The organism is Thermocrispum municipale DSM 44069, assembly GCF_000427825.1.
GTDB lineage: Bacteria > Actinomycetota > Actinomycetes > Mycobacteriales > Pseudonocardiaceae > Thermocrispum > Thermocrispum municipale.
In genome coordinates this window covers 452431-471273 of sequence record NZ_ATYT01000003.1, presented here as the reverse complement: position 1 = coordinate 471273, position 18843 = coordinate 452431, and the positions used below count along the sequence as shown (strand labels likewise).

General features: G+C 69.6%; 16 protein-coding genes and 1 pseudogene. 4 read left to right on the top strand and 13 right to left on the bottom strand.

Going from position 1 to position 18843, the window contains the following annotated elements; genetic code table 11:
- Window positions 1–174 precede the first annotated feature (174 nt).
- Window positions 175–1128 (bottom strand): beta-ketoacyl-ACP synthase III, encoded by a 954-nt coding sequence (locus YWM_RS0102160; protein WP_028849330.1) that lies wholly within the window; start codon window positions 1126–1128, stop codon window positions 175–177.
- Window positions 1129–1234: 106 nt separating this feature from the next.
- Here YWM_RS0102160 and YWM_RS0102155 point away from each other — a divergent pair, with 106 nt between their 5' ends.
- From YWM_RS0102155 to YWM_RS0102145, 3 genes are all read left to right on the top strand, one after another.
- Complete coding sequence (locus tag YWM_RS0102155; RefSeq protein ID WP_028849329.1) at window positions 1235–2236, top strand: AraC family transcriptional regulator; 1002 nt, start codon at window positions 1235–1237, stop codon at window positions 2234–2236.
- A 136-nt stretch (window positions 2237–2372) separates the two neighbouring features.
- Window positions 2373–4475: an acyltransferase family protein gene (locus tag YWM_RS0102150; RefSeq protein ID WP_169720952.1), complete on the top strand. Its 2103-nt coding sequence runs from the start codon at window positions 2373–2375 to the stop codon at window positions 4473–4475.
- Between the two features lie 48 nt (window positions 4476–4523).
- On the top strand, window positions 4524–4946 hold the full coding sequence (locus YWM_RS0102145; RefSeq protein ID WP_028849327.1) for a MerR family transcriptional regulator: 423 nt from the start codon (window positions 4524–4526) through the stop codon (window positions 4944–4946).
- Window positions 4947–5062: 116 nt separating this feature from the next.
- Here the strand turns inward: YWM_RS0102145 and YWM_RS0102140 are convergent, their stop codons facing one another.
- From YWM_RS0102140 to YWM_RS0102130, 3 genes are all read right to left on the bottom strand, one after another.
- A complete protein-coding gene (locus YWM_RS0102140) occupies window positions 5063–5593 on the bottom strand; it encodes a Clp protease N-terminal domain-containing protein (RefSeq protein ID WP_028849326.1) in 531 nt (176 codons plus the stop codon).
- Window positions 5593–5802, bottom strand: a complete 210-nt coding sequence (locus YWM_RS0102135) for a helix-turn-helix domain-containing protein (protein ID WP_028849325.1) — start codon at window positions 5800–5802, stop codon at window positions 5593–5595. The genes YWM_RS0102140 and YWM_RS0102135 overlap by 1 nt, the downstream gene beginning before the upstream one ends.
- A gap of 91 nt (window positions 5803–5893) precedes the next feature.
- On the bottom strand, window positions 5894–7138 hold the full coding sequence (locus tag YWM_RS0102130) for a hypothetical protein (RefSeq protein WP_169720951.1): 1245 nt from the start codon (window positions 7136–7138) through the stop codon (window positions 5894–5896).
- Between the two features lie 342 nt (window positions 7139–7480).
- Between YWM_RS0102130 and YWM_RS0102125 the strand changes: the two genes are divergently transcribed.
- On the top strand, window positions 7481–8458 hold the full coding sequence (locus YWM_RS0102125; protein ID WP_028849323.1) for a helix-turn-helix transcriptional regulator: 978 nt from the start codon (window positions 7481–7483) through the stop codon (window positions 8456–8458).
- Here the strand turns inward: YWM_RS0102125 and YWM_RS21790 are convergent.
- The 9 genes and pseudogenes from YWM_RS21790 to YWM_RS0102080 form a co-directional block, all read right to left on the bottom strand.
- Window positions 8431–8876: pseudogene (locus tag YWM_RS21790) on the bottom strand (MaoC family dehydratase). The gene YWM_RS0102125 and the pseudogene YWM_RS21790 sit on opposite strands and share 28 nt — an antisense overlap.
- 38 nt (window positions 8877–8914) lie before the next feature.
- Window positions 8915–9541 (bottom strand): TetR/AcrR family transcriptional regulator, encoded by a 627-nt coding sequence (locus YWM_RS0102115; RefSeq protein WP_028849322.1) that lies wholly within the window; start codon window positions 9539–9541, stop codon window positions 8915–8917.
- Between the two features lies 1 nt (window position 9542).
- Window positions 9543–10403 (bottom strand): SDR family oxidoreductase, encoded by an 861-nt coding sequence (locus tag YWM_RS0102110; RefSeq protein WP_043659095.1) that lies wholly within the window; start codon window positions 10401–10403, stop codon window positions 9543–9545.
- A 30-nt stretch (window positions 10404–10433) separates the two neighbouring features.
- Window positions 10434–11594 (bottom strand): acyl-CoA dehydrogenase family protein, encoded by a 1161-nt coding sequence (locus YWM_RS0102105; RefSeq protein ID WP_028849320.1) that lies wholly within the window; start codon window positions 11592–11594, stop codon window positions 10434–10436.
- Window positions 11591–13606, bottom strand: coding sequence for an acetyl/propionyl/methylcrotonyl-CoA carboxylase subunit alpha (locus YWM_RS0102100; protein WP_028849319.1), 2016 nt, complete (start codon window positions 13604–13606; stop codon window positions 11591–11593). The genes YWM_RS0102105 and YWM_RS0102100 overlap by 4 nt, the downstream gene beginning before the upstream one ends.
- Window positions 13587–15185, bottom strand: coding sequence for an acyl-CoA carboxylase subunit beta (locus tag YWM_RS0102095; protein ID WP_028849318.1), 1599 nt, complete (start codon window positions 15183–15185; stop codon window positions 13587–13589). Before YWM_RS0102095 ends, YWM_RS0102100 begins: the two co-directional genes overlap by 20 nt.
- Window positions 15182–16330: an acyl-CoA dehydrogenase family protein gene (locus YWM_RS0102090; RefSeq protein ID WP_028849317.1), complete on the bottom strand. Its 1149-nt coding sequence runs from the start codon at window positions 16328–16330 to the stop codon at window positions 15182–15184. Before YWM_RS0102090 ends, YWM_RS0102095 begins: the two co-directional genes overlap by 4 nt.
- On the bottom strand, window positions 16327–18039 hold the full coding sequence (locus YWM_RS0102085) for an acyclic terpene utilization AtuA family protein (protein WP_028849316.1): 1713 nt from the start codon (window positions 18037–18039) through the stop codon (window positions 16327–16329). The genes YWM_RS0102090 and YWM_RS0102085 overlap by 4 nt, the downstream gene beginning before the upstream one ends.
- Window positions 18036–18827, bottom strand: coding sequence for a TIGR03084 family metal-binding protein (locus tag YWM_RS0102080; protein ID WP_028849315.1), 792 nt, complete (start codon window positions 18825–18827; stop codon window positions 18036–18038). Before YWM_RS0102080 ends, YWM_RS0102085 begins: the two co-directional genes overlap by 4 nt.
- Window positions 18828–18843: the final 16 nt, after the last annotated feature.

Genomic DNA, 18843 nt, shown 5'->3' with positions numbered 1-18843 from the left:
GGTCAGGATCTCACGGGCGCCCGGCGGGGTCGGCTCGCCGAGCCAAAACCTTGCCGGATCGCGCGGGCCCGGCCCGTGGTCCCGCGCCCGGACCTCGCAGCCTTTATGGCGAACCGGACCGGGTGCGACGATCACACAGCCGGGCTGCTCATGCGCGCTCGCGGCCCGCTCGGGTCAAGGAACCCGGATCACCTGCGCGGCGTACGACAAGCCGGCACCGAAACCCACCAGCAACGCCAGGTCGCCGGTGCTCACCTGACCCGAATCCATCAACCGCCGCAACGCCAGCGGAATCGAGGCCGCCGAGGTGTTGCCGGTCTCGGCTCCGTCCCTGGCCACGACGGCATTCGTCGCGCCGATCTTGTTCGCCAGCGCGTCGACGATGCGCAGGTTCGCCTGATGCGGCACCACCGCGGCCAGCTCGCTCGGGTCCACCCCGGCCTGCTGGCACGCGCTCAACGCCACCGGGTGGATCTCCGTGGTGGCCCAGCGGAACACCTTCTGGCCCTGCATCCGCAGGAAGCGATCGCTCGGATCCTGCACGATCAGATCGGCACCGGACGCGTCGCTGCCCCACACCACCGGGCCGATGCCGGGCTCGTTCGAACCGGTCACGACCGCCGCGCCCGCGCCGTCACCGAAGACCACCGAGGTCCCCAAGTCGGTCGGATCGGTGATGGCCGTCATCTGCTCGGCCGCGGTGACCAGCACCGTGTGTGCCGTACCCGCCCGGATGAGGTCGTTGGCGACGGTCAGCGAGTAGCAGAACCCGGAGCACGCGGTGTTCAGGTCGAACGCCGCCGCCGACTTGATCTCCAGATCACGGATGACCTCGAACGCCACCGCGGGGATCGGGGCGTCCGCGCTGCACGTCGCGGTGATCACCAGGTCGATCTGCTCCGGCTCGACCTTGGCGTCGGTCAGGGCGGCCGCTCCGGCGCGCACCGCCATCTCGGTCAGCGTCATCGCACCGGCCCGCGCCCGCGTGGACATCCCCGTCCTGGACTCGAACCACTCGGCGGGCTTGCCGAAGCGCGCCGCGAGCTCGTCGTTGTCCACCACGCCTTCGGGAACGTAGGCCCCGACGCCGATCATCCGGGCAGCCCTGCTCCCCTGGGTTATCCGCATGATCTCAACTCTCACCGAACCCGCACGCGCGCGACCACGACGCTACTGCTCGGTATTGGTGTCCAAATCGCTCACCGAACGGCGATGAGTACCGTTCATCCCTGACATGCACGCGCGCACGATATCCATCCACCACATCCGGGGGGCTCTCGCGGGTGCGCGACGTGCCGGGCTCGACCTGGGCCCTTTGCTGCACGCCGCGGGAATCGCCCCGGCGCTGCTGGACGATTCGCGCGCTCGGGTGACCGGTGAGCAGGCCGCGCGGCTGGTGCGCGTGCTCATCGCGGCACTGGACGACGAGTTCATGGGCCTCGGTCCGTACCCGAGCAAGCGCGGCACGTTCGCGATGATGTGCCACGCCGCGGTGCACTCGAAGGATCTGCGCTCGGCGCTGCTCCGCGCCACGAAGTTCTACGAGCTGTTCCCCGGCACGCCTCGTTTCCGCATCCGCTACGCGGGCAGCGAAGCGCAAGTGGAGCTGGACATCCGCGGCGTGCGCGACCCGGACCACTTCATGTGCGAAGGCATCATGATCATCTGGCACGGGTTCTCCAGCTGGCTGATCGGGCAGCGCATTCCGCTGCATCGCATGGAGTTCCGGTATCCGCGGCCGCCGCATGCCGTCGAGTACGACCTGGCGTTCGGCTGCCGCTCGGAGTTCGGCAGCACGGTCACCGCCGCGACGTTCGACCGCAAGTACCTGGACATGCCGGTGATCCGGGACGGTCGGGGGCTGACCGAGTTCTTGCGGCACGCGCCGGCCGATCTCGCCTCGCCACCGGACTACACGACGTCGGCCGGCGAGTCGGTGCGCCGGATCCTGGCCAACTCGCCGCCGTCCGATCTGCCCTCCGTCGAGGCCGTCGCCGGCCGGCTGTCCATCAGCCCGCAGACGCTGCGCAGGCGATTGGCGGAGGAAGGCACGTCGTTCCGGCAGCACCGCGACGACGTCCGTCGTGACATCGCCATCGACGCCTTGACCAGCACCAACGACACGGTGGAGGACATCGCCGCGCGGCTGGGCTACGCCGACTCCAGTGCGTTCCACCGCGCGTTCAAACGCTGGACCGGTCGTTCACCGGGGTCCTATCGCGCCGAATACCGCTGACCACCGGCCGTCGCCAGGCCTCGCCGCCGCCTTCAGCGGGTACCCCTGAGCATCGAAGACGTGCCCCGCGGCGCTACCGTGGGATCAGTGCCTCGCAGCGGACGTCGCCGTGCCGCCACGCAGCAGAAGGAGAGTTGTGGTCGCCCAATCCGCCCAGGTCACCACCGGGCGTGGCCCTGCAACCCCCACCAAGGGCACGCGCGCGGTACGAGGATTCCGCCCCGACGTCGAGGGCTTGCGGGCGGTCGCCGTCGGGTTGGTTCTGCTCTACCACGCGGGGTTGACCTTCGTGCCCGGCGGCTTCGTCGGCGTCGACGTCTTCTTCGTCATCTCCGGCTTCTTGATCACCGGTCTGTTGGTCAAGGAAGCGGAACGCACCGGCCGCATCTCGCTCGCCGGCTTCTACGCCCGCCGCGCCAAGCGTCTGCTGCCGGCGGCCGCGCTCGTTCTCGCGGTCACCGCGCTGCTGGTGTTCCTGGTCGTCCCCCGCACGCAGTGGACCGGCTTCGGCGGCGACATCGCGGCCGCCGCTCTGTACTTCGTGAACTGGCGGCTCGCCGCCAACGAGGTCGACTACCTCGCCGAGGACGCCGGTGTGTCGCCGGTGCAGCACTTCTGGTCGCTGGCCGTCGAGGAGCAGTTCTACTTCGTCTGGCCGGTGCTGTTCATCCTGGCCATGCTCGTCGCCCGCAAGCTGGGCAGCGGGCTGCGCCGCACGCTGTGCGCCGGGCTCGCCGTCGTCGCGGTGCCCTCGCTGGCGTGGTCGGTTTACTACACCGTGGCCGCACCGCAGCAGGCCTTCTTCGTCACCACCACGCGCATGTGGGAGCTGTCGATCGGCGCCGCCGTCGCGTTGGGCGCGGCACGGTTGGCGAAGCTGCCGCACCCCGTGGCGCTCGTGCTGGGCTGGGCCGGACTGGCTGCGATCGTCGCATCCGCTGTTGTGCTGAACGCCGACACGCCGTGGCCCGGATATCACGCGCTGCTGCCGACCCTGGGCACCGCGGCGGTCATCGCAGCCGGACCCGCCGCCGGGCCGCGCGGGCCGATCGCGCTGCTGGGCAGGCCCACCTGGACGTGGATCGGCGGCCTGTCCTACTCGCTGTACTTGTGGCACTGGCCGCTCATCGTCATCGCCACGGTGGCTTTCGACGGCCTGACCCAGCTGGAGGGGTTGGCGGTGGCGCTGCTGAGCGTGCTGCCCGCCTGGGCCACGCTGCGGCTGGTGGAGAACCCGGTGCGATTCAACCCGACGTTCTCCGCCCGCCCCTGGCTCGCCCTGCGCCTCGGCGCGCTGTTGTCCGCGATCGGGTTGGCATGCGGGTTCGGGCTGATCGGTGCGACCGCCCTGGCCACCGACGAACCGGTGGCGAACCCGCTCGGTGCGGCAGCCATCCGCTCGGTCGACAACTTCCGTATCGACACCGTCGCCGACGGTGCGAATCCGGACCCGCTCGAGGCCGTCGACGACGTCCCCGACGCCTACGCACGCGGCTGCCAGGTCGACCAGACGTCCGCCGAGCCGGTCTCCTGCGAGTACGGCGACCCGCACGGCAAGGTCGACATCGTGCTGGTCGGCGACTCGAAGGCGTTGCAGTGGATCTCCGCTCTGGACACCATCGGCGAACAACGCGGCTGGCGCGTACGGACGTTCACCAAGTCGTCCTGCCCGTTCACCCCCGCCACGATCGCCCTGCACGGCAAGCCGTACACCAGCTGCACGCAGTGGGGACGCAACGTCGAGGCCGAGTTGCTGCGTGATCCGCCGGATCTGGTGCTGACCTCGCAGTTCCGGTCGACGGCGCTGACCGATCCGACCGATCCTGACTCGGAGGCCACCCAGGAGCAGATGGCCTCCGCGCTGCGGGAGCGGTGGTCGCGGCTGGTGGACGCCGGCAGCAAGATCGGGGTTTTGCGGGACAATCCGAAGCCGCCGGAGAGCGTGCAGCCGGTCTACGAGTGCGTCGACGCCAACCGGGACGACGTGACGCCGTGCGTCTTCCCGCGGTCCGTCGGCGAGCAAGGCAGCGGGCAGCCGGCGCAGACCGCCGCGGCGCGCGGCCTGCGTGGCGTGCACATCGTCGACATGAACGACTACATCTGCCCCGGCTCGAGCTGCCCTCCGGTGATCGGCGACGTGCTGGTGTACCGGCAGGGCACGCACTTGACGCGAACGTACGTGGAGACGCTCGAGCCGCGCCTGGCCGAGAAGCTGGAGCCGCTGGTTTCCCGCAGCTGACGTTCCGGCTTGACCTTGGAGTCGGCTCCAAGGTCTACCGTCGCGGACATGAGCACAGGCACCACAACGGGCTTGCGGGTCACCGATCTGGCTCGGGCGACCGGTGTCCGGCCGGACACCATCCGCTACTACGAACGCGTCGGACTCCTGGCACCACCCCCGCGCACGTCGGCCGGGTATCGGATGTATCCGCCGTCGACCGCTGAGCGCGTGCGCTTCATCCAAGGCTGCCGGCGGCTCGGCTTGCGGCTGCGGGAGATCGCCGACCTGCTGGCCGTGCGCGACACCGGCGTCTGCCCTTGTGAACCGGCGGAGACGTTGCTGCACCGCCGGATCGCTGAACTCGACGCCGAGTTGGCACGTCTCGGTGCGCTGCGGGAAACGCTGGCAGGCATGGTGCAGGAGCTGCCCCAGGGCCGCTGCCCGGACATCAGTCCCGGCACATGGTGTCCCGGCACAGAACCCTTCTGAGAGGGGGTGAGACGACGATGATCGCGTGGAACTACCGCGGCGGCGACGACTGCTGCGACTGCGACTGCTGCTGAGGATGCTCCGGCCCGGTGCGGCGCCCACCGGGCCGACCCCAGCTAGCTCGCCCGCGCGTTCGCGGCGCGCAGCACCTGATACGTCACGCCGTGCTCGAACAGGATCTCCCGGGCCAGACCCGGTTCGGCCGCCAGAGCGAGCAGCAGGTGCTCGGTTCCGATGTAGTTGTTGCGGAGATCGATCGCTTCCCGCAACGAGCGATGCAGCACCGCCTTCGCCGCCTGGGAGAAACGCGGGCTCTTCGGTCTCCCCCACCGCTTCTGCAGCGCGCCCGCACCGTGCACGCTCTCGACGCGGTCCACGACCTGGGCCACATCGATGCCCATGCCGTTCAGCAACTCGACCTCTTCGTCGGACAAGCCACCCCGGCGCTCGGCCTCGGCGATTGCGGCAGCCACCTCCTGCACGGTCAGGCCGTGGGCGTGCAGCATCGTCGCGGCTCTGGACTCGGGCATCGCCACGATCGCCGCCAGCATGTGCGCAGGCCGAACCTCGACATCTGCGGCCTGCTCCGCCTGTCGGACCGCCTCGTCGACGATCCCGCGCGCGGCCTTGGTGAATCTTTCGAACATCACCGTCTCCCGTGCTTCTTGTGCACCGCTTGCCTGGTCACGCCGAGCTCGTCCGCGATCTCCTGCCAGGACCAGCCCTGCACCCTGGCGTTGCGCACCTGGACCGCCTCCAGGCGCTCCAGCAGCTTGCGCAACGCGGCCACGGCACGCAGTCCCACGCGCGGGTCCTCGCTGCCTGCGGCCGTCGCCAAGTCCGTTGCTTCCGTCATGGTGTCAACTTACGTTGACTCAACGACGATGTCAACCTCAGTTGACACATGTGGCCGTGCGGAGGCGCGGTGGGGTCGGTGAACCGGAGACTCAGATTTCGTCGAGCAGGTCGTCCAGCTCCCGGTCGACGGCCGCGCGCAGCTTCGCCACCTGCGGCTTGTACTTGGCCGTCGCGCTGATCGCCCACGTGGCCCGCACCGGGTACGAGCGTGGCGTGTAGCTCGGCGCCAGGTTGAAGTTCGCACTGCACGACATCGAGATGCTGGAATTCGGCCGCATCCCGGCGCTGTCACTGCACCGCTTGGTACCCAGGCCCGTGGCCACCATCGTGACGTTCAGCTTCACGTCGAACTGGGTCACCGGCAACTCGGCGCCACTCGGGTAGGAGTTGGAGACCTTCACCTTCGCGGTGCACTTGCCACCCACCGCGCAGTCGAGCTTGCCCGAACCCTGACGCAGCTGGAAGTTCGGAACCAGCACGCCCGCGTTGCGCAAGCCCTTCACCGCGTTCGACAGCGACTTGAACAGCGTGCGCAGCTGGTTCTCGCCGACATCGTCGAACGACGTGCGGGCACCGGACGGGACCAGCGGGTCGCTGCCCGTCTGGCCGAGCGGAACGTTCGTGCTCACCAGCGTGTGCGGCTTGCTGACCGTCACGTCCGCGGTGTAGTCGCCGACCGGCACCCGATACACCTCGGTCCCGTCGTCGAGCTTGAGCCGCTCCACCTTGCCGCGGCTGAGCTGCGGCTCCGTCGAGGACGGCGGGGACGGTGCCCGTTCCTCGCCCGGCTCGGTGGTCGCCTCGTCCTTGAGGCGATCGGCCACCTTCTGCGGAGTCAGCAACGTCCCGGGGTCGAAGCCGACGTCCTCGGGGTCGGTCACCACGAAACGGTTGGCGAACTCCTTCGCCTCGCTCGGCTTGGCCCCCAGCTGACCCCACGCCTTCTTGTCGGTGCGCACGTACAGCTTTCCGCCGAGAACCGCGAGCGTCATCTTGCGACCGTCCACGTTCGACGTGCCGTAGACCGAGCCCGACTTGGTGACCGCAATGCTGATCTTCTCGTCGGTCGCACCCGCGACGGTGCTGGTGTAGCGCATCACCGGGCGGCTGGCCAACGCCGACACGGCCTGGTCGAACGCCTGCTGGGCCGCGTACTCGAACTGGTCCTCGCCCGCGGTGGGCGATCCCGGCACCGGGGACTCGCACGCCGTCACGGCCAGTCCGAAGACCGCCGCAACGGCCGCCGCCCGCATCCCACGACCCACCCGTGTCATCATCGCTTCACTCCCGCACCGCCGCAGCCACACCAGGACACCCGCGCGATCCTCACTCACACGGCGTCCTCATGGGGACCGCTGACATCTTCTCCCCTGCCCTCCCACAAGAGTCACTCTTTCGACTCCGCTCCGCCGTCCATCGTTCCGTACCGCGCACAACTCGGGTAGCCGACCCGCCGTCCGGGATGCGGCGCGCCCCGAAGTGGCGAATGCGGGCCACTGACCGCGCATGGTCACCGTGGCGGCCGAGCCGGAGGTAGACAGGTACCCAGCAGGGCCCGCACCGGAACCACCCGCGCCCACCAGCTCCGACGGCGGCACGCCGCCGGGGCGATATCCGCATGCTTGCCGCACCACGTAGTATTTGCCGCATCGGACCCGCTACGCGTGGTGAGGTGCATGGCTGACGAGCAGCTCCCGGAGCATTTGCAGCGTCTCGGCCTGCCTGCGGCGGAGACTGAGATGTATCTGCTGTTGCTCGACAAGGGGCCGATGTCGCATCAGGCCCTGGCGGACGAGCTCGGCCTCACCGCCGAGCAGGTCGCCGAGCAGGTCGAGTCGCTGACCCGGTTCGGCATGGTGGGCATGACCAACGTCGACGACGTCGCGCCCATCGAACCCACCACCGGACTGCAGCGCCTGGCCAGGGCGAGAGAGGCCGAGGTCAAGGCGGCGGAGCTGGCCGCAGCCAATGCCTACCGGGTGTACCGGCGCACCGTGTGGCAACAGTCGCCGGACGATCTGGTCGAGGTCATCTCCGCTCCGCACATCGCCGAGCGCGTGCAGTTGGAGGAAGCCGCCGCCACCACCGAGGTGCTGCGTTTCGACTCCCCGCCGTACAGCACCCAGCGTGGCCCGAACGACATCGAGGTGGAGAACCTCAAGCGCGGTGTGCGCTATCGCTGCGTGTACGCCCGCGCCGCCGTGCAGCAACCGGACTACTACGCGCAGAACATCCAGCCGTGCATCGCCGCGGGTGAGCAGGCGAGGGTGCTGCCGGAGGTGCCGGTCAAGCTCAGCATCTTCGACGGCCAGGTCGCCATGGTCGCGCTCACCGACTCCAACGCCGAGATCAGCCGCTCGTCGCTGGTGATCCGGCAGTCCAGCCTGCTCGACGCGCTCATCGGGCTGTTCGAGACGTCGTGGCGCTCGGCGCTGCCGATGCACCTGGGCACCAAGGAGCCGTCCTCGCTGCGGCCCATCGAGCGCAAGATCATCGAGCTGCTGGCCAGCGGGATCACCGACAACGCGATCGCCGAGCTGCTCGGCATCAGCCGCAGGACGCTGTCGCGCAACCTGGAGAACCTGACCACCCGCGCGGGCGTGGTCAACCGCTTCCAGCTGGCCGTCTACGCCTGCCGGAACGGCTGGATCTGACCGTCAGCGGTAGATCCGCACCAGGTTGACCGCCAGACAAGCTGGCTGTCCAGCTCGACGGTCGTGGTCGGCTCAGCCTGCACACCGCCGTCTACGGGCTTGGCTTCCGACAGCGTCGCGGACGCCCTGATCCGCGCCCCGACCGGTACCGGCGCGGGGAAGCGCACCTTGTTCAAGCCGTAGTGACCACCATGCGGATGTTCTCCACCCGGTACAGCTGGCGCGACAGCACCGGCAGCAGAGACAACGTCAGGTAGCCATGGGCGATGGTGCCACCGAACGCGCCATGCGCGGCCCGCTCCGGGTCGACGTGGATCCACTGGTGATCGCCGGTCGCGTCGGCGAACCGGTCGACCTGGTCCTGGGTGATGTCGAGCCACTCACTGGTGCCGAGCTGCTCGCCCACCGCGTTCAGCAACTCGTCCGGGGTGCCGAAGGTACACCCACCGCCAGAACCTACTTTCCGCGTTGCTCAGTCGTTTCGCCGCCGTACAGCTCCGCTTCCACCATCGCCGTCCACTGCCGCACGATGCGGGCCCGGCGTGCGGTGTCGTCGGTCAGCAGGTTCGCCAGCCCCAGTCCGCGGGCCAGGTCGAGCGTGGCCTGCACGGTTTCGCGCACCCCCGGCCGGGACTCGTCGACCCCCAACAACTCGACCGCCTTCACGTGCGCGCGGCGGCCCACCTCGCGCTCGAGCGGCTTGATCCTGGCCGCCAGCTGGTCGTCGGTGGAGGCCGCGACCCACAGGTGCAACGCAGCGACGAAGGACGGCTGGGCGTAGAGGTTGAGCAGCATCTCGATGACCGCGCGGCGCCTGCCCGGGCCGGTGGGCAGGGCGGCCGCGCGCCGTTCGAGGTCCTCGTGCTGCGCCTCCGACACGTACGTGATCGCCGCGTTGACCAGATCCTCTCTGGTCGGGAAGTGGTGCTGCGCCGCGCCCCGCGAGACGCCCGCACGCTCGGCGACGACCGCCACGGTCGTGCCGGACCAGCCCAGCTCGCCCAGCGCGGCGACGGCAGCCTCCAGCAGCCGGCGCCGCGTCTGGATGCTGCGCTCTTGCTGGGGTTCGCGAACTCTGGTCACGTCACGACTTCGTGGGTGGGTCGACCCACAGGTCCGGGGACAGGTCTTCCTCGCGCTCGCACAGCCGGTACTGCGCGAAGTCGGTGACGCCCTCCGCGCGCAGCACCTCGTCGTCGATGAAGAACTGCCCGGTGACCTCGGTCGACGGTTTGGTCAGGATCGCGTGCGCGGCGTCGGCCATGATCTGCGGGGTACGCGACGTCGCGGCCATGTCGGACAAGATGTTACGCACCGCGGCGGTGTCGATCGTGGTGCGCGGCCACAGCGAGTTGGCGGCGATGCCGTCCGCCCGCAGCTCCTCCGACAGGCCCAGCGTCACCAGGCTCATGCCGAACTTGGCGATGGTGTAGGCCGTGCCGATCATGCCGAACCATTTCGGGTCGGTGCTGATCGGCGGGGACAACGTCAGGATATGCGGGTTACGGCCTTCCGACGCCGACTTGCGCAGGTGCTCGATGCTGGCCTTGGACAGCAGGAACGCACCGCGGCAGTTGATGTCCTGCATCAGGTCGTAGGCCTTCATCGGGATCTGGTCGGTGCGCGCCAGGTTGATCGCGCTGGCATTGTTCACCACGATGTCGATCCCGCCGAAGCGCTCGACCGTCTGCGCCACCGCCGATTCGACCACCTCGTCGTTGCGGATGTCGCCGACGATCGGCAGCGCCTTGCCGCCTGCCTTCTCGATGGCCTCGGCCGCGGTGTAGATGGTGCCCGGCAGCTTCGGGTGCGGTTCGGCGGTCTTGGCGATCAGTGCCACGTTCGCGCCGTCCTGGGCCGCGCGCACCGCGATGGCCTCACCGATGCCACGGCTACCGCCGGAGATCAGCAACGTCTTGCCGGACAGGGATTTCGCTGACGTCATGGGCACGCTCCTTCGCGCGGTCGAGGACGATCAGTACGACTTTGGCAGGCCGAGCGAGTGCTGCGCGACGAAGTTGAGAATCATCTCTCGGCTCACCGGCGCGATGCGTCCGACGCGCGTCGCGGTGATCAGCGAGGCCAGCCCGTACTCCGCGGTCAGTCCGTTGCCGCCGTGGGTGTGTACCGCGGCGTCGACGGCATGCACGGCCGCCTCCGCGGCGGCGTACTTGGCCATGTTGGCCGCCTCGCCTGCCCCCATGTCGTCACCCGAGTCGTACAAATAGGCGGCCTTCTGCGTCATCAGCTTGGCCAGCTCGATCTCGACCTTCGCCTGGGCCAGCGGGTGCTGGATCGCCTGGTGGGCGCCGATCGGGACGTCCCACACCTTGCGGGTACCCGCATAGTCCACGGCGGCCTTCAGCGCCAGCCTGCCGATGCCGACGGAGAACGACGCGCCCATGATCCGCTCGGGGTTGAGCCCGGCGAACAGCTGCAGCAGCGCGGTTTCGGTGCTCTCCCCGATCAACGCGTCCGACGGCAGCCGCACGTCGTCGAGGAAGATCTCGAACTGCCAGTCCGGGGAGATGATGTCCATCTCGATCTTGCGCGCCACAAAGCCTGGCGTGTCCGTCGGCACCACGAACAGCGCGGGCTGCAGCTTGCCGGTCCGCGCGTCCTCGGTGCGGCCGACCACCAGGACCGCTTCCGCCTCGTCGACGCCGGAGATGAACACCTTCTGGCCGTTGAGCACCCAGTCGCTGCCGTCGCGGCGTGCCGTGGTGGTGATCCGGTGCGAGTTCGAGCCGGCGTCCGGCTCGGTGATGGCGAACGCCATCTTCAGCTCGCCGGTGGCGAACCGCGGCAGCCACCGCTGCTTCTGCTCCTCGGTGCCGTACCGGGCGATGACCGTGGCGCAGATGGCCGGGGAGACGACCATCAGCAGTTGCGGCACGCCGGCGGCGCAGAACTCCTCCAGCACGGCGGCCAGGTCGCCGATGCCACCGCCGCCACCGCCGTATTCCTCCGGCACCGCGACGCCCAGGTAGCCGAGCTTGCCCGCCTCGGCCCACATCTCGTCCGTCTTCCCGCCCGAGCGCGCCTGCTTGAGCGTGTACTCGTGCCCGTACTTGCTGGCCAGTTCGAACGCGGCGGCCCGCAGCGCCTGGCGCTCCTCGCTCTCGACGAAACTCACGTGTCCGCCCCTTCCTGTTCGGCTTCCGCCACGACCGCGAGGGTCGTGCCGACGTCGACTTGTTCGCCCGGTGCGACGTGCAATTCGGTCACCACTCCGTCGTGCGGAGCGGAAATCTGGTGCTCCATCTTCATCGCTTCCAGCCACAGCAGCGGCTGACCTGCGGTGACGCTCTCCCCCTCGGTCACCGCGACCCGCAGCACGGATCCCGGCATGGGTGCCAGCAGGGAGCCCGGCGGTACGGCGTGCTCCGGGTCGGCGAACCGAGGCCGGCGGCGCAAGGTCACCGACCCGAGCGGTGAATCGACGCACACCAGACCGTCCGGATAGTGCGCGATCGAGAAGGTGCGCCGGACGCCGTCGACGACCAGCACCACCTCGTGCGGCTCGGCCGACACCGCTTCGATGCGTCGGCCGTCGGCCAGCTCGCCGAGGTCCTCCAGGCCGTGCCTGCCCCACCGATACGTGACCTCGATGTCCTGTTCGCCGTCGGTGTAGGTCTTGCGCTGCGGCTGCGACGGGACGGTCCGCCATCCGCTGGGCAACCGACCGAGAACTCGAGCGTCGCGCCGGTTCTGAGCGGCATCGGCCAGCGCGGCCGCCAGGGCCGACAGACGGCGCGCGTCCGGTCCGGCCAGCGGTTCGGCCAGCGCGGCCAGGTCGTGCTTGGTGAAGAAGGCGGTGTCGGTCTCGCCCGCCAGGAACGCCGGGTGTCGCAGCACCCGGACGAGCAGGTCGCGGTTGGTGGTCAGGCCGTGGATCCGGGCCCTGGTCAACGCGCCGGCGAGCCGGGCGGCGGCTTCCTCGCGGCTCGGTGCGACGGCGATGAGTTTGGCCAGCATCGGGTCGTAGTGCACGCCGACCTGCTCGCCGCCGGCGAAGCCGGAGTCCAGCCGAACTCCCGCACCGGCGGGGTTGGTGAACTCCACGGCGCCGGGCACCGACAAGCGATGCAGTGTGCCGCTCTGCGGCTGCCAGTCGCGCGCGGGGTGCTCGGCGTACAGCCGGACCTCGATGGCGTGACCGCGGGTGGCCGGCGGTTCGGCGGGCAGGCGCTCGCCCCGTGCGATGCGCAGCTGCCAGGCCACCAGATCCAGGCCCGTGGTCGCTTCGGTCACGGGGTGCTCGACCTGCAGGCGGGTGTTCATCTCCAGGAAGTAGAACTCCACCCGTCCCTGGCGCTCGGCGGCCAGGAACTCGACCGTGCCCGCACCCACGTAGCCGATCGACTTGGCCGCGGCCCTGGCCGCCTCGTACAGCTGATCCCGCAACGCCGCGTCGACCAGCGGGGACGGCGCCTCCTCGACGACCTTCTGGTGGCGTCGCTGGATCGAGCACTCGCGTTCGCCGACGGCCCACACCGTGCCGTGCTCATCGGCCAGGACCTGCACCTCGATGTGCCTGCCGGCCGCCAAGTAGCGCTCGCAGAACACCGTCGAGTCGCCGAACGCCGAGCCCGCTTCCGCTTCGGCGGCCTTGATCGCGTCCGGCAACGCGGCCAGGTCCGTGACGACCCGCATGCCGCGGCCACCGCCACCTGCCGAGGCCTTCACCAGCACCGGCAAGTCGTCCTCGGTCACCGTCTCCGGGTCGAGTTCGGAGAGCACCGGCACATCGGCGTCCGCGACCAGCCGCTTGGCTTGCACCTTCGACCCCATGGCGGCGATCGCGTCCGGGTCCGGCCCGATCCAGGTCAGTCCTGCCTGTCGCACCGCGCGCGCGAAGTCGGCATTCTCCGACAGGAACCCGTAACCGGGATGGATCGCGTCCGCTCCGGCCGCTCGCGCGGCGTCGATCACGGCGTCCGGGCGGAGATAGGTCTCCGCCGGTGTGTTGCCCGGCAACCGGACCGCGGCGTCGGCTTCCCGCACGTGCGGCAGTCCCGCGTCGGCGTCGGAGTACACCGCCACGGTGGACAGCCCGAGATCCCGGCAGCTGCGGAACACCCGGCGGGCGATCTCGCCCCGGTTGGCCACCAGCACCGAGGTCAGCTCACATCCGGAAGACGCCAAAGCCGTCCGCCCCCTTCACCGGCGCGTTGTGGATCACCGACAGGCTCATGCCCAGCACGGTCCGGGTGTCGCGGGGATCGATGATCCCGTCGTCGTAGAGCAGCCCGGACAGGAACATGGGCATCGACTCGGCCTCGATCTGGCCCTCGACCATCGCCCGCATCGCTTTGTCGTGCTCCTCGTCGTACGGCTGGCCGCGGTTCTCCGCGGCGGCGCGGGCCACGATCGACAGCACGCCGGCCAGCTGCTGGGCACCCATCACCGCCGATTTCGCCGACGGCCACGCGAACAGGAAGCGCGGGTCGTAGGCGCGGCCGCACATGCCGTAGTGGCCCGCGCCGTAGGAGGCGCCCATCAGGATGGAGATGTGCGGGACCTTCGAGTTCGACACCGCGTTGATCATCTGCGCGCCGTGCTTGATGATCCCGCCCTGCTCGTACTGGCTGCCGACCATGTAGCCGGTGGTGTTGTGCAGGAAGATCAGCGGGGTGTCGGTCTGGTTGGCCAGCTGGATGAACTGCGCGGCCTTCTGCGACTCCTCACTGAAGAGCACGCCTTGCGCGTTCGCCAGGATGCCGACCGGGTAGCCGTGCACGTCCGCCCAGCCGGTCACCAGCGACGAACCGTACAGCGGCTTGAACTCGTCGAACTCCGAGCCGTCGACCACGCGGGCGATCACCTCGCGCGGATCGAACGGCACTTTCAGGTCCGAGGGCACGATGCCGAGCAGGTCCTCCGGATCGGCCAGCGGCTCGGCGTAGTCCGGTTTGGGTGTCGGACCCTGCTTGCGCCAGTTGAGCCGGGCGATGATGCGACGGCCGAGTCGGATGGCGTCCTGCTCGTCGACGGCAAGGTAGTCGGCGAGTCCCGACTGGCGGGCGTGCATCTCCGCGCCGCCCAGCGACTCGTCGTCCGACTCCTCGCCGGTGGCCATCTTGACCAGCGGCGGCCCGCCGAGGAACACCTTGGCGCGCTCCTTGACCATCACCACGTAGTCCGACATACCCGGCAGGTAGGCGCCGCCTGCGGTGGAGTTGCCGAACACCAGCGCCACGGTCGGTCGCCGCTCGGCCGAGGCGCGGGTGATGTCGCGGAAGATCCGCCCGCCGGGGATGAAGATGTCCTTCTGCGTGGGCAGGTCCGCGCCGCCGGATTCGACCAGGTTGATGGTCGGCAGGTTGTTCTGTGCCGCGATGTCCGCGGCCCGGAACGACTTCCGCAGCGTGTACGGGTTCGACGTGCCGCCCTTCACCGTCGGGTCGGAGGCGATGATCATGCATTCCACGCCTTCCACCACGCCGACGCCGGTCACCACGCTCCCGCCGACGGTGAAGTCGCTGCCCCACGCGGCAAGCGGGGACAGCTCCATGAACGGCGAGTCCTCGTCGAGCAGCAGCTCGATGCGTTCGCGGGCGAGCAGCTTGCCGCGTTTGCGGTGGCGTTCGACGTATTTCTCGCCGCCACCGGCGACGGCCTTGGCGTGTTCGGCGGCCAGTTCGTCGAGCTTGGCCAGCATCGCGTCCCGGTTCGCCGCAAACTCGTCGCTGCGGGTGTCCACCTTCGAGGTCAGTACGGTCATGCCGAGTACCCCAGCAGTTTTCCGGCCAGCTGCAGCATGATCTCGTTGGTGCCGCCGCCGATGCCGAGGATGCGCATGTCGCGGTACTGCCGCTCGACCTCGGACTCCCGCATGTAGCCCATGCCGCCGTGCAACTGCACCGCCTCGTTGGCCACCCATTCCCCGGCCTCCACCGCGGTGTTCTTGGCGAAGGCCACCTGCACCAGCACGTTCTCCCCCGCTGCGTAGCGCTCCGCCAGGTCACGCGTGTAGACGCGAGCGACGTCGACGCGACGAGCCATCTCGGTCAACCGGTGTTGCACAGTCTGCCTGCTGATCAACGGCCGCCCGAACGTCGACCGGTCACGACACCACTGCACGGTCAGGTCGAGACACCGCTGCGCCGCCGAGTACGCCTGGACGGCGATCGACAGTCGCTCCGTGACGAAGTGCTGCGCGATCTGCATGAAGCCGGTGTTCTCTTCCCCGACCAAGTTCTCCGCCGGGACGCGGCAGTCGTCGAACGACAGCTCCGCGGTGTCCGACGACAGCCAGCCCATCTTCTCCAGCTTGCGGCTGACGGTGAACCCGGGCGTGCCCTTCTCGATGACCAGCAACGAGATGCCGTGCGCCCCTGGTTCACCGGTGCGGACAGCCGTGGTGACGAAGTCCGCGCGCACGCCGGAGGTGATGTAGGTCTTGGCGCCGTTGACGACGTAGTGGTCGCCGTCGCGGCGGGCCGTGGTGCGGAGGTTGGCCACGTCGGACCCGCCATCTGGTTCGGTGATGGCCAGCGAGCCGATCTTCTCCCCGGCGAGCGTCGGCCGTACCCACCGCTCGATCTGATCGGGATCACCCGCGGCCGCGATGTGCGGGACGGCGATGCTGTGCGTGAACAGCGAAGCCTGGACACCGCCCGCGACGCCGCGATAGCCGAGCTCCTCGGCGACCACCATCGCGTCGATGATGTCGCCGCCACCGCCACCGACCTCTTCCGGGAAGGGCACACCGAGCAGGCCCACGTCGGCGGCCTTGCGGTGCAGCTCGCGGGGCAGCTGGCCGTCGCGCTCCCACTGGTCTTGGAACGGCAGGATGTGCTCCTCGGCGAACTTCGCCGTCATGTCCCGCAGCGCTTTGCGCTCCGGGGTGTCGAACTGGCCTGTCACAACAATTCCTCCGGAATGTCGACGTGCCTGCTGCGCAACCACTCACCGAGCGCCTTGGCTTGCGGGTCGAACCGGGCCTGCGAGGCGACCCCTTGCCCGAGCAGGCCGCTGACCACGAAGTTCATCGCACGCAGGTTCGGCAGCAGGTACCTGCGTACCGGCAGGTCGGCGGTTTCGGGCAACAGCCGTCGGAACTCCTCAACGGTCAGCGTGTTCGCCAGCCACCGCCAGGCGGCATCGCTGCGCACCCAGACTCCGACGTTGGCATCGCCGCCCTTGTCGCCGCTGCGCGCCCCGGCCACCAGGCCGAGTGGTGCGCGTCGATGCGGCTGCTCCGGCAGTGGCTCAGGAAGCTCGGGCTCCGGGACGTCCTCCAGCGGCTGCGTCTGCCCGGCCGGTGCGATGTCGACGCGGGATCCATCGGGCAAGACGGCGACGTGCGGCACCTTGCCCGCCTCGACATACGCGGGACGGTAGACGCCGTAGGGGCTGCCGTTGCCGGGTGGTGCCGTGACGTGAAAGCCCGGGTAGCTGGCCAAGGCCAGTTCCACGGCGGCTCCGCTGAACGCGCGGCCCACTCGTTCCGGGTCGGAATCCTTGACCACGCAGTGCAGCAGCGCGCTGGCTTCCTCCTCGGTGGCCGCGTCCGCCTTGTCCGTGCGCGCCAGGGTCCAGCGCACCTCGGCGGGTGGCGCCTTCTCCAGCAGGTGTTCCATCTGCTCGCGTACCAGCGCTGCCTTCGCCTCGATGTCCAGGCCGGTGAGCACGAACGTCATCGCGTTGCGGTGACCGCCGAGCGTGTTCAGGCAGACTTTCAGCTCCGGCGGTGGCGGCTCGCCGCGAACGCCACTGATCCGCACCCGGTCCTGACCTTCGCTGTCCACCTGGATGGTGTCGAACCGCGTGGTCACGTCCGGGCCTGCGTAGCGGGCGCCGGCGATCTCGTACAGCAGCTGAGCGGTCACGGTGCCGACGGTGACCGCTCCCCCGGTCCCTGGGTGCTTGGTGATGACGCTCGAGCCGTCGGCGTGCACCTCGGCGATCGGGAAGCCCGGATGCCTCAGGTCCGGCACCTCCGCGCGGTCCTGGAAGAACGCGTAGTTGCCACCGGTGGCCTGCGCGCCGCACTCGACGACGTGACCTGCCACGACGGCGCCGGCCAGTGCGTCGTAGTCCTCGCGGCGCCAGCCGTGGTGGGCCGCCGCCGGGCCGACGACCAGCGATGCGTCGGTGACCCGGCCGGTGATCACCACGTCCGCTCCCGCTCGCAGGCATTCGGCGATCCCCCACGCGCCGAGGTAGGCGTTCGCGGTCAAGGGTTTGCCGAATCCGAGCTCGTCCGCGCGGGCTCGCAGATCGTCGCCTTCGACGTGGGCGACCGCGGCGTCGACCTGCAGCTCGCCGGCCAGCGCGCGGACCGCGTCGGCCAAGCCTGCCGGGTTCAGCCCGCCCGCGTTGACGACGATCTTCACGCCCCTGTCGATCGCCAGCGCGAGGTTCTCCCGTAGCTGGTGCAAGAACGTTTTGGCGTAGCCCCTGCTGGGGTCCTTCATCAGGTCACGGCCGAGGATGAGCATGGTCAGCTCGGCCAGGTAGTCACCGGTCAGGTAGTCCAGCTCACCACCGGTGAGTTGCTCCTGCATCGCCGCGAACCGGTCGCCGTAGAAGCCGGAGGCGTTGCCGATCCGGGCAGGCTCGCGAACACTCATGTGAACTGCCCCGGTTGCCGTCCGTTGCCGGGCGGGCCGGCGAATGCCTGGGCGATCTCCAGCCACCGCTGCGCCTCGACGCCTTCGGCCCGCACGTCGCAGTCGTCGCGGTGACGGCGCTGGGTGGCCAGCAGCGCGAAGTCCAGCGCCGCTCCGGTGACCCGCTGCGTGGCTTCTTCCGGCCCCCAGGTCCACAGCTCGCCGCCGGGCCCGGTCAGCTCGACCCGGAACGGCTCGGTGGGCGGGGTGAGCCCGTTGATCATGTACGCGAAGTCGCGGGTCCGCACGGCGAGGTGGGCGACGTGCCGGATGCGCCCGGTCGGCTCGCGCTCGATGCCCAGCGCGTCGACCACGTCTTGCCCGTGCGCCCAGGTCTCCATGATCCGGGCGGTGGCCATCGATGCGGCACTCATCGGTGGACCGAACCACGGCAACTTCTGCCCGGCCGGAACGGCGACCAGCGCGTCGGCCAGGCGCTTGCGGCTCGCCCGCCAGCGCGCCAGCACCTCGTCCGGTGGTGCCTTGGCCGCTTCCCGCGCGGTCTCGTCGGCGTAGGTCGCCACGTCCTTCATGGACTCCTCGGCGTAGGAGGTGAAACGCTCCGGATCGGTGGCGGCCAGCACGGCGACCTCGTCGGTCCAGGCCAAGTGGGCGATCTGGTGCGTGATCGTCCAGCCGACGGCAGGCGTCTCCAACGCCCACTCCTGCGCCGTCAGGCCGGCCACGACCTCGTCCAGCTCAGCGGACTCGGCCTCGAAATCGCTCACGATCGTGGCCACGTCAACCATGCGGCCAGCCTGGCAC

Excerpts from the sequence above, each read along its gene's own strand:
- YWM_RS0102095 (WP_028849318.1), bottom strand. The coding sequence starts at position 15,185 with ATGACCGTACTGACCTCGAAGGTGGACACCCGCAGCGACGAGTTTGCG.
- YWM_RS0102085 (WP_028849316.1), bottom strand. The coding sequence starts at position 18,039 with ATGAGTGTTCGCGAGCCTGCCCGGATCGGCAACGCCTCCGGCTTCTAC.
- YWM_RS0102140 (WP_028849326.1), bottom strand. The coding sequence starts at position 5,593 with ATGTTCGAAAGATTCACCAAGGCCGCGCGCGGGATCGTCGACGAGGCG.
- YWM_RS0102135 (WP_028849325.1), bottom strand. The coding sequence starts at position 5,802 with ATGACGGAAGCAACGGACTTGGCGACGGCCGCAGGCAGCGAGGACCCG.
- YWM_RS0102110 (WP_043659095.1), bottom strand. The coding sequence starts at position 10,403 with ATGACGTCAGCGAAATCCCTGTCCGGCAAGACGTTGCTGATCTCCGGC.
- YWM_RS0102080 (WP_028849315.1), bottom strand. The coding sequence starts at position 18,827 with ATGGTTGACGTGGCCACGATCGTGAGCGATTTCGAGGCCGAGTCCGCT.
- YWM_RS0102160 (WP_028849330.1), bottom strand. The coding sequence starts at position 1,128 with ATGCGGATAACCCAGGGGAGCAGGGCTGCCCGGATGATCGGCGTCGGG.
- YWM_RS0102145 (WP_028849327.1), top strand. The coding sequence starts at position 4,524 with ATGAGCACAGGCACCACAACGGGCTTGCGGGTCACCGATCTGGCTCGG.
- YWM_RS0102155 (WP_028849329.1), top strand. The coding sequence starts at position 1,235 with ATGCACGCGCGCACGATATCCATCCACCACATCCGGGGGGCTCTCGCG.
- YWM_RS0102125 (WP_028849323.1), top strand. The coding sequence starts at position 7,481 with ATGGCTGACGAGCAGCTCCCGGAGCATTTGCAGCGTCTCGGCCTGCCT.